Source organism: Bradyrhizobium sp. AC87j1 (assembly GCF_002936975.1).
GTDB lineage: Bacteria > Pseudomonadota > Alphaproteobacteria > Rhizobiales > Xanthobacteraceae > Bradyrhizobium > Bradyrhizobium shewense.
Genome location: NZ_PTFE01000031.1, coordinates 70759 through 80517, shown reverse-complemented (window position 1 = coordinate 80517; position 9759 = coordinate 70759). Strand labels below are relative to the sequence as shown.

The window sequence follows — 9759 nt, the reverse complement described above, 5'->3', positions numbered from 1 at the left end:
GGTGTCTCCGGATGCAGCGCCCGAGCAGGCGCCGGTTAACGTGCCGCTACCGGGCCAGGATCCGCGCCGCGCGCCGCCAAAGCCGAAAGCCGCGCCGTTGCCAAAGGCCCCGCAGGCCGCGCCCGCCGCGCCAAGCCCGCCGCTCGCCCAACAGCTTGCGCCGCTGCCGCCGGCCATCGACGTGAAGCCCGCCCCGGGTCCGCCGCCCGCCAAGCCCAAGCCGAAGCCGCCGCTGGTCCTGACGCCGCAGAATCCGTAAGGGCGACTTGGTTCAGCGAGATGACCCACGGGCTCGGAGCAACCTCTCCCGCAAGCGGGAGAGGGAGCGCACCTCCCGGGCAGCACCTTCCGCGCCCGTAAACCGATTCCCTCGCATTTGAATGAATTTTGCCCGGCAAAACTGATTTGCCGATTTTACCGAATTCTCGCGTTTGATCTCTAGCGTCAGTTCCCAGAGGAATCCGGTGTCCCGCCACGAGCGGCGGGGCGGCGCGTCAAAAGAACTGCCAAGAATTACTCGCCAAGAACTGGGGTTATCGAGATGAACGGGGCGAAAACGCTTCTACAGGATCTGGACGACGCGATCGCGCGCGGCACTGACGAGAGCCGGGCGAAGGCCTTGTGGCATGCGACCGACATTCTGATCACCGGCCGCTACAGCGACGACGAGATCAGCATGTTCGGCGAGGTCATCGGGCGGCTCGCCGACGAGATCGAGGTCGCTGCGCGGGCGCAGCTCTCGGAGCTGATGTCGGCGTGCGATCACGCTCCGCTCAACGTCATCGAAAAGCTGGCGCTCGACGACGAGATCGAGGTCGCCGGTCCCGTGCTGCGCGACTCCACTCGTCTCGACGAGAAGATGCTGGTCGAGAGCGCCATGACCAAGGGCCAATCGCATCTGCTCGCAATCGCCCAGCGCAAATCGATCGGCGAGGCCGTCACCGACGTGCTGGTCAAGCGCGGCGATCAGGAGGTCGTGACGTCGGTTGCCAGGAACGAGGGCGCGCGCTTCTCCGGCTCGGGCCTGTTGCACATGGTCCGCCGCGCCGAGGGCGATTCGATCCTCGCCGAGCAGCTTGGCCTGCGCAAGGACGTACCGCGCCACATCTTCCAGCAGCTGATCTCGAAGGCGTCGGAAGACGTCCGCCGCCGCCTCGAGACCGAGCGGCCCGAAATGATGGCGCAGATCCAGAGCTCGGTGACCGAGGTCACCGGCGATCTTCAGTCCAAGTTCGGCCCGTCCTCGCGCAGCTATTTCGTCGCCAAGCGCGTGGTGACGACGCAGTATCGCCAGGGCAACCTCAACCAGGATTCGATCTCGAACTATGCGCGCCAGCACCGCTTCGACGAGGTGCAGATCGGCCTGTCGCTGCTGTCGGCGCTGCCGGTCGACGTGATCGAGCGCGCGATGATGGACCGCAACCGCGAGATGATTCTGGTGCTGTGCAAGGCGCTCGACTTCTCCTGGGACACGACCATGTCGCTGCTGTTCCTCGGCGCCAAGGATCATCTGATCACGGCGCGCGAGCTCCACGACAACGAGCGCGATTTCGGCCGGCTCAAGATCGAGACCTCGCGCAGCGTCTTGAAGTTCTACCAGTCGCGCAAGACCGCCGCTGACTCCGCCTCAGGCGGCCGTCAGCCCGAGCTTCAGGTCCACTGAACAGGTGCACTGAGCATCGTCCCGGAATTCGAAGGGGAGTATTTGCAATGTTGCCTCAATTCGGCACCGCGGTTCGCAAGAAGAACCTCAACAGCGCCGTCACCGCCGAGCTCGGCGGCGGAGCACCCGACAAGGCGTCGGTGGACGCCGCCTGGCTCGTGCTGGAAGCGGCCAACGACCTCGGCGACCACGCCGCGATCGACGCCTGCCGCCGCGTCATCGACGCCGAACTGACCGGCACGGTGGCCGGAAGCTCCGACATCGATCTCGTGCTGGGGTATTTCAGGTAGACGTTCCCCGTGCCGCTGGCTCCGCGCGGCCCGGGACCGATCTCAGCAGGAGTTGGAGCGCTTGGAGTCTCCATCGAGCCCTGGATTCGACCTCGCCGCACCCAGCGCCGCGGACAGCTCGTCGATGTGGTACGGCTTCGCCAGGATCCGGATACCCGCCGCCTGCGCCTCGCGGACAGAGGCTTCGGCGTAGCCGCTGGTTAGCAAGACCGGTATGTCGCTGCGCCGTCGTCTGATCTCTTGTGCGAGTTCAACCCCATTCATGCCGCCCGGCATCATGATGTCCGAAAAAATGACATCGACGGAGCGACCATCGGCCAAAGCGCCGAGTGCAGCGGCCGCGCTCGCGGCGCGCGTGACGTCGTAACCGAGCTGACCGAGCATCTCGCCGACCAGGGCGGCCACCTCGTCATCGTCTTCGACCAGCAGGATCCGGCCCTGATTGCTCTTCTTCGGTCGCACTCTGGTAAGGTCGATGAGGTGTTGTTCGCTCAAAGGCAGGTCGAACGATCGCGGCAGGTACAGTTCGATGCTGGTGCCTCGGCCCACTTCCGAATGAATTCGGACCGTGCCCCGCGACTGCGTGGCAAATCCATGGACTTGTGCGAGCCCAAGTCCCGACCCCTTGCCGACGTCTTTGGTCGTGAAGAACGGCTCGAACACGCGTGACAGGATCTCCGGGCTCATGCCGACGCCCTCGTCGATCACGGATAGCCGTACGTAATCGCCGCAGATCTCCTCGTCGTTCAGATCGGGCAGATTCTCGCCGCGGACGAGAATGGTCCCGCCATTGGGCATCGCGTCCCGGGCGTTGACGGCCAGGTTGAGAATGACGAGCTCGAGCTCGCCCGGATCAACCTCCACCGGCCACAGCGAGTCTGGAAAGTCGAACTCGACATGAACGTCGCCCCTGAGACTGCGATCGAGCAGTTCTCGCATGCCGCCGATTTGCGCGGCCACGTCGACGGGCTGCGGCCGAAGCTTCTGCCGGCGCGAGAACGCCAGAAGCTGCTTGGTTAGGCTGGCGCCACGCTGCGCGGCCTGAATCATCCCGTCCATCAAGCGGCGCCTGCGGTTCGGGTCTGTCTGGCGATCGAGCATGTCGAGGCCGCCGGAGATGACCATCAGCAGATTGTTGAAATCGTGAGCCACGCCGCCGGTGAGCTGGCCGATGGCTTCGATCTTCTGCGCCTGGCGAAGCGTCTCCTGCACACGGGCGCGCTCCTCCATTTCGACGCGAAGTTGCTTGTTGGCTTCCTCCAGCGCTCGCGTCCGCTCGACCACGAGCTTTTCGAGCTCCTGTGCCGTCTGCTCGCGCGCGGCGAGCAGGGCTCGGATCTCGTACTGGCGCCGCCGTGCACGCAGCGCCGATTGAACGGCGCTGGTCAGCGTGATCGGCTGCACCGGCCGCTCCAGCAGGGAGACGTTGCGGAGAAGCAAAACAATGCTGCGGCGCCAGGCAACGACCGCCGGCTGTTCTCGATGGCTGGTGAGGATGACAAAAGGCAGGTCGGACCAGGGCGGTTGGCTGGCGATCCATTGTGCTAGCGGAGCCGTGTCTTTCCCGAATAATCCTTCCTCGGCTAGAAAAACGGTACCCACGCCGGCGGACATCTCGCTGACCAGTTCGGGCAGGCTTCGGCAGTTGCTCGCGTCGAGGTTCGAGCTGCGGAAGAGCTCGGCCGAGGCCGGACCGTCGCGTCCGATTGGAGCAAAAACGAGAACGCGGTGATCCCGGTGTTCGCTCATTCTGCCGAACCTTCCGGGATGTCCGTGCCGGTATACCGCGGATTTCCGGAAAAGATGCCGCTGAACTCCCTGAGAGGCGGGCCGAGTTTGATCCCGGTGCTGCCGAGTCGAAACTCGCGGATGGTATGCTCGTGATGACCGCTGCGCTTCTTGACGACAGACAAGGCGCGCCGCACCGTCCCGCCGACTTCGAAATAGCGCAGCATCAACACCGCATCGCTCAAATAGCTCATGTCGAGCGGCGTTTCCATCGGGCCCACCAGCCCATGCTGGGCCAGGATCAAGATGGTAAGCACGCCCTGCTGCGCCAGGTAGCTCAGGAGTTCATGCATTTGCAGGATGAGAAACCGCTCGTCCGGCATCGCGTTCAGGTAACCGTTCAGGCTGTCGATGATAACCAGGCGGGCGTTGTCGACTTCAACGCTCGTGCGCAGGGCTGCTGCGAACTCGCCGGGCGACAACTCGGCCGGATCAATCTGTTGAAATCGAATAAGCCCCGATTCCTGGTGCTTTTCGAGCGGGAGGCCGAGCGTCCGGGCGCGGGCTTCCACGGTGCCGCGGCCTTCATCGAAGGCAAAGAACACGGCGTGCTCGCCGCGTTCGGCGGCCGCTATCGCATAGGTCAGCGCGACCGAGGATTTGCCCACGCCGGCAGCGCCTATCAGGAGCGCGTTGGTACCGCGCTCCAGTCCACCTCCGAGGAGTTGGTCGAGTTCGGCGTTGCCGCTCAGAGTGAGTTTGCCTGCAAAGGCTTTGTGATGTTCTGCCGCGACGAGCCGCGGGAATATCCGCAGGCCACCTTCTGCAATTGTAAAATCGTGGAAGCCGCCGCGAAACCGAATGCCGCGCATCTTGATCACGCGAAGTCGTCGCCGCTCGGCACCGTAGTCGATCGCGAGTTGTTCCAGCATGACGACGCCGTGCGCGATCGAATGCAGCTGCAAATCGTCCTGAGACGACGAAAGATCGTCGAGAAGGACGACGGTGCAGTTGCGGTTGGTGAAGAAGTGCTTCAGCGCCAGAACCTGACGCCTGTATCGCAGCGGATTTTGCGCCAGCAGGCGCAGTTCGGACAGGCTATCGAGAACGACGCGCGTGGGATTTATCCTTTCGACCTCCTTGAAGATCAGGCTGGTCGTTTCGCTCAGCTCCATTTCGGCCGGATGGAAGACCGTAAGCTCCCGGTCGGGATCGAGGGTCGTCTCAGGAGGGACCAGCTCGAAGATATCGACACCATCAAGCGACCAGCCGTGCCGATGCGCAACCAGGTTCAGCTCGCGCCTGGTTTCGGAGAGGGAGATATAGAGTACACGTTCACCATCCCGCACCCCCCTCAGGAGGAATTGGAGCGCGATCGTGGTTTTGCCGGTGCCCGGCCGGCCCTCGTAGAGATACATCCGATTGGCGTCGAGGCCCCCGCCCAGGATGTCATCCAGGCCTTCACTGCCCGTCGAAACCCGCGGCAAGTCCTTGATGTCGCTGTCTGGAGCAGCCCTGGATGGACCGGTCATTGAACCCCCTACGATATTCCGGAGGACCGCTTTCGCCCAGCGTCTAAAGAGAGGGCTGGGGCCCAAGCTAGGTCCGTACAAGGAACTCTCCAGCGCTGCCCGAGTTCCCGGCAACTGGTGCTCTCGCCCCGCGCCTCGGTAATGACCGCACTCGCTGTGTCGGTTCAAAATTGAACACAACAAGGCCGGTCAGCGCGCTCCAATCGTCTCATTGTGACGTTCACCGCCGGATTCGGTAGATCACCACGTCCTCGCCGTGACGGTTCGTGCTCCGCTCGAGCAGGTAATTCGATTTCTCCAGCACACGGCGCGATGCGCCGTTTGCGACATAGACGATACCGATGAGAGACGGCAGTTCGAGCTGTGACAGCCCGATCTGAGTCAGCGCAGTCGCGATCTCGCTGGCAAATCCCCGGCCCCAGAGGTTGCGGGTGAACGCGTAGGCGATCTCGATCTCGTCGACGTCGTCCACCAGGATGTGCCGGATGCCCGCCCGTCCGGCAAATGCGCCGTCTTTCGTGCGCAGCGTCCACAGGCCGAAGCCGTGCTGATCCCAATGCGCCATGTTGGCGACGAGATATTTCTCCGTTGCCTCCGCCGAGCGCACGCCGCCGATATAACGCGACGCCTCGGGATCCAGATGGAGCGCGACGAGGTCGGCGAGGTGACTTTCGTTCAGCCTCTCCGCGGTCAGGTTGTCGGTACTGAAGCGATCCATGGAAGCAGAGTGTCGCCCGGAGCCGGTCGCGATCTGGGTGTTGTCGAGGCCGATGATGCCATCGTGCCGCTGTTTTGCCCGACAGGTCAACCGGCGCGCGGCCTGCTTTAGGTTGTTGTTTAGGCATGATCCGGAAAACCAGCAGCGCACTTTTCCGGATCATGCTTTAGACCGGCCCGTGCGAGCCGGGCGGGACCATGTAGAGGGTCATCGCGAAGATCGCGTAGATGCAGAGCAGGAGCGCGCCGACGAACCAGGCGGAGCGTCCGCCATTGGTGACGAAGCTCGTCACCACGGCGGCGATCATGACCATGGTCACCGCGCCCGGCCAGAATTGAAGATCCATGGGCTGCGGCCCGACAACGTAGCTCAGCAGCACGAGAACGGGTGCGACGAATAAGGCGATCTGGCTGGCGCTTCCGAGCGCGATGCTCACGCTCATGTCGAGCCGGTTGCGGCGTGCCGCGGAAAACGCCACGGCCATCTCGGCCGCGGCCCCGACCAGGGCAACGACGATGAACCCGACGAAGGCCGGGGTCATGCCGAGCGTTTCGGCGGCCTTCTGCACCGACGCGACGAAGATCTCGCTCACGAGCGCAACCAGCACGGTGACGATTCCCAGGGTTGGAACGGCGATCGCGACCGGTAGTATCGGGCCGCCTGCCTCGCCATGGTCGCTGCTCGCAAACAGATCCTTGTGCGTCTTCAGCGAGAACAGCAGGCTGAGACCGTAGGCCGCGATCAGCAGGACCGCCAAGGCGGTGCTCAAGCGCTGCACCGTCGCCTCGTGTCCGGGAAAGTCGAGATCGGCTACGGCCGAGGGTGACAACAGGGCAATCGTGGCCATCAGCAGCAGCGCGGAATGGAGTCTGCCACCTGCCCGGTTGTATTCCTGCACGCGATGCCTCAATCCGCCCAGGAAAAGCGATGCGCCCAGCATGAACAGCGAGTTGGTCACGATCGCACCCGCGATCGAGGCTTTGACCAGCATGTATTGACCGGCCTGCAACGCTGTGACCGCGATGATGAGCTCCGTGAGATTGCCAAGCGTGGCGTTCAACAGTCCGCCGACCGCATCGCCGGTTTTCTCGGCCACGGCCTCCGTCGCGTGGCTGAGCAGGCTCGCGAGCGGCACGATGGCGATCACGGCCAGCACGAACAGCAGGGTATGCGCGTCCGGCATGACATGCTCGAGCACGATCACGACAGGCACGACAATCAGCAGCCACAGCAGCGGGCTGTGCCGGATTTCCCTGAGCAGCGCATTCATGGTCCGTCCTTCGCGGTCAGACCTCGACGCTGCCGCCGGAGAGGGGCCCGGTGTTGATCTAGCTCAACGGCTTGTGCGCCCTCGAACCGGCGCCTCAATAGCAGGCAAGCATCGTTCCCCGGGCCGCATCTGGCCTTCCTAGCTGGCGAATTCGACAAGCCATTCGAGTTGATCTGCATCAAGTGCTGCGATCACGGCCAAACCACAACAGCAACCGGGCTGGTTGGCGAGGCGTTGGTGCGAGCGATGATTCCGACTTGGTACGTCACCTTTGAAGTTCGAAAACGGGGGCTACTTTTGAGAAAGCGGAGTCCGCGTGAGACGAAGACTTTCGCGACCGAGCATGAAGCCAAGCTGTTCGCGCGTGCCAGGCTCGACGAGGGGCTTGCAGTCTTTGCAGGCACGATCAACCCCCACCTTCCCAGGCGGCTCATCCCATCCTCCGGCATCCACGCTTGGCTTGCCGACGAACAAGACAGCACCTCGCGCTCCGAGATGGATAGCGAGTAAGCACGTTGTCGTGCACAGACGTGGCGCTTGGGTGTTGCCATTTTGGTACGGGCCAAAGCCTCCCTCGCGCGTAACCTTCGAGACGTTCGCAATATGCACGCCAGCCTGCATAAGGCTCAATTTTTGAACGGAAGAGATCTAGGAAAAGGGGATTCGACGATGAAGAAGCTCTCGATAGCTGCGATCGGCTTCGCGGCGCTGAGCATGGTGGCTCCGGCCATGGCTGCCGATATGGCTGTCAAGGCAGCGCCGCCGCCGGTACCTGTGATGGCAGTCTATAACTGGACAGGATTCTACATCGGCGCCAACGGCGGCTGGGGGCAGAGCCGTGGCTGCGTGGACTTCGTGACGGCCGCAGGGACGCTCGCAAGTGGTTGCGCCGATCGCTCCGGCGGCTTGATCGGCGGACAGCTCGGGTATCGCTGGCAGACCAATCAGTTTGTGCTCGGCCTGGAAGCGCAGGGCGATTGGGCCGAGATCAAGAACACGCGTGTCAGCCTGATTGATCCGCTGGTCTCGACCACGGGCAAGACAGATGGCATCGGGCTCTTCACGGCCCAGGTAGGTTGGGCGTGGAACGCCTCGCTGTTCTACCTGAAGGGCGGTGCGGCGGTGACCCGTAATCGCTTCGACATCTTCAACAACGTCACGGGCGTTGGCCTCGCCTCCGCAGGTCACACGCGCTGGGGCGGTGCTCTCGGTGTTGGCTGGGAATACGGCTTCACGCCGAACTGGTCGGTCGGTGTCGAGTACGACCATCTCTGGATGGGGCGCGACAACACCGCCTTCGCAGCCGGCGTGGTCACGCCCGGTGGGCTCGCGCTCACGGGCAGCGGCGTCACCCAGGATATCGACATGGTCACACTTCGGCTGAACTATCGCTTCGGCGGGTACGGCGCGCCGGTCACGGCTCGCTATTGATCTCAGGTCTTCCCACTGAACTCAGGCCCCGGCATCGGCCGGGGCCTTTGTCGTGGGAGATGAACAGACGCGAGAATGTCTGGCGCGTTTACAGTTCACTCTGTCCGCAAGGGCCTCGAGGCTTTCGCGCTTGATCGTCTTCGAATGCGATCGAATGACGCAGATCAACGGGTGATATGGAAGGCTCGGGTTTGATCTAGCGCAACAAGGACATGCTGCGACTTTCCATGCTCCGCACGCGTTTGAACATCCGTGCAGATGGCAACGTGACTGGAAAGGATCGTCCGACAGGCCTTCGTTCCCTGACAAAAGGAGATGGGCAATGATCAAGTGGATCGCTGTTGTGACTTTCGCTTTGTTGGTCGGAACTTCGGCCCAAGGCATGACCCCCGCGCCGCTTATCCAACCCGAGAGCATGATCACGCCGGTTGCAGCAGCATGCGGACCGGGACGAACGCGGATCAACGGCATATGCGTCGCAAGGACGACGGTCCGCCACACACGTCGGGCCGTGCGTCGATGCCTCCGCTGGCAGGGAAGCGTCTGCGCCTTGTACGAATAGATGCCATGCAGATCGGCGTCCGGATCATCGCCGGGCGCCGGCATCGCCGAGCGTGGTCGAGTGCCGCACGAGCGCCGTTGCGACTACCAGTACCGGTAGCCAAACCACCCGAACTGCGGTTGCCGCGCCGCCAGGACCATCTGCGACGTCGGGTGTCGCTTCGATCGCGTCGCAATGTGTTGCGGCTTTCGCGGCCGCTTGTGCTCGACGGCTTCGCGCGGCGGCGAGTCCACGCGCGCCATTGCGAGTGCATTCGCAATCGCGGGTGTCTCCGCTCGAATGACCGGCGGCTCTGTGCGGGCGAGGGAAGGAGGCTCCGTGATCGAAGGTGCAGATGCGACCGCCACGATCACTGGCGCGGTCATATCGAGGACCACACGCTCGGGTAATTTGCGGTCCGAGTGAATGCGTATGGTCGCCCGATCCGCGGCGGTCCTCTCGGCGACTTGCGCGCCGGGCAGCCAAAAGTCGGCAACGAACAGGAGCGCGAGCAACGCCGCTCCGACCTTCCAGAAATAGGCCAATAACGGCATCCCGGTCGCTCCGTGCCCCCACAATGGCCCAG

At 63.3% G+C, this 9759-nt stretch carries 9 protein-coding genes and 1 pseudogene; 5 read left to right on the top strand and 5 right to left on the bottom strand.

Annotation, left to right across the window (positions count from 1 at the left end):
* The 3 genes and pseudogenes from CV770_RS18115 to CV770_RS18105 form a co-directional block, all read left to right on the top strand.
* Window positions 1-259, top strand: a pseudogene (locus tag CV770_RS18115) (hypothetical protein); the annotation flags it as partial.
* Window positions 260-541: 282 nt separating this feature from the next.
* Entirely contained in the window at window positions 542-1663 is a 1122-nt protein-coding gene (locus CV770_RS18110; protein WP_104463261.1) for a DUF2336 domain-containing protein, read from the top strand.
* Window positions 1664-1710: 47 nt separating this feature from the next.
* Complete coding sequence (locus CV770_RS18105) at window positions 1711-1953, top strand: hypothetical protein (RefSeq protein WP_091961516.1); 243 nt, start codon at window positions 1711-1713, stop codon at window positions 1951-1953.
* Between the two features lie 42 nt (window positions 1954-1995).
* Here CV770_RS18105 and CV770_RS18100 read toward each other — a convergent pair whose 3' ends face one another.
* From CV770_RS18100 to cax, 4 genes are all read right to left on the bottom strand, one after another.
* Window positions 1996-3702 (bottom strand): ATP-binding protein, encoded by a 1707-nt coding sequence (locus tag CV770_RS18100; protein WP_091961513.1) that lies wholly within the window; start codon window positions 3700-3702, stop codon window positions 1996-1998.
* On the bottom strand, window positions 3699-5213 hold the full coding sequence (locus CV770_RS18095) for an ATPase domain-containing protein (RefSeq protein WP_091961510.1): 1515 nt from the start codon (window positions 5211-5213) through the stop codon (window positions 3699-3701). The genes CV770_RS18100 and CV770_RS18095 overlap by 4 nt, the downstream gene beginning before the upstream one ends.
* Before the next feature lie 220 nt (window positions 5214-5433).
* Entirely contained in the window at window positions 5434-5931 is a 498-nt protein-coding gene (locus CV770_RS18090) for a GNAT family N-acetyltransferase (RefSeq protein ID WP_091961506.1), read from the bottom strand.
* Between the two features lie 166 nt (window positions 5932-6097).
* A complete protein-coding gene (gene cax / locus CV770_RS18085) occupies window positions 6098-7201 on the bottom strand; it encodes a calcium/proton exchanger (protein ID WP_091961503.1) in 1104 nt (367 codons plus the stop codon).
* A 168-nt stretch (window positions 7202-7369) separates the two neighbouring features.
* On the opposite strand from cax, the gene CV770_RS18080 reads away from it, so the two are divergent.
* Together CV770_RS18080 and CV770_RS18075 are read left to right on the top strand one after the other, a co-directional pair.
* Window positions 7370-7711 carry a hypothetical protein gene (locus CV770_RS18080; protein WP_430649272.1) on the top strand — a complete coding sequence of 114 codons (342 nt, stop codon included), beginning with the start codon at window positions 7370-7372 and terminating at the stop codon, window positions 7709-7711.
* A 159-nt stretch (window positions 7712-7870) separates the two neighbouring features.
* Entirely contained in the window at window positions 7871-8632 is a 762-nt protein-coding gene (locus tag CV770_RS18075) for an outer membrane protein (protein WP_091961499.1), read from the top strand.
* A 645-nt stretch (window positions 8633-9277) separates the two neighbouring features.
* Here CV770_RS18075 and CV770_RS18065 read toward each other — a convergent pair.
* Complete coding sequence (locus CV770_RS18065; protein WP_104463259.1) at window positions 9278-9727, bottom strand: hypothetical protein; 450 nt, start codon at window positions 9725-9727, stop codon at window positions 9278-9280.
* Between the last annotated feature and the right edge of the window lie 32 nt (window positions 9728-9759).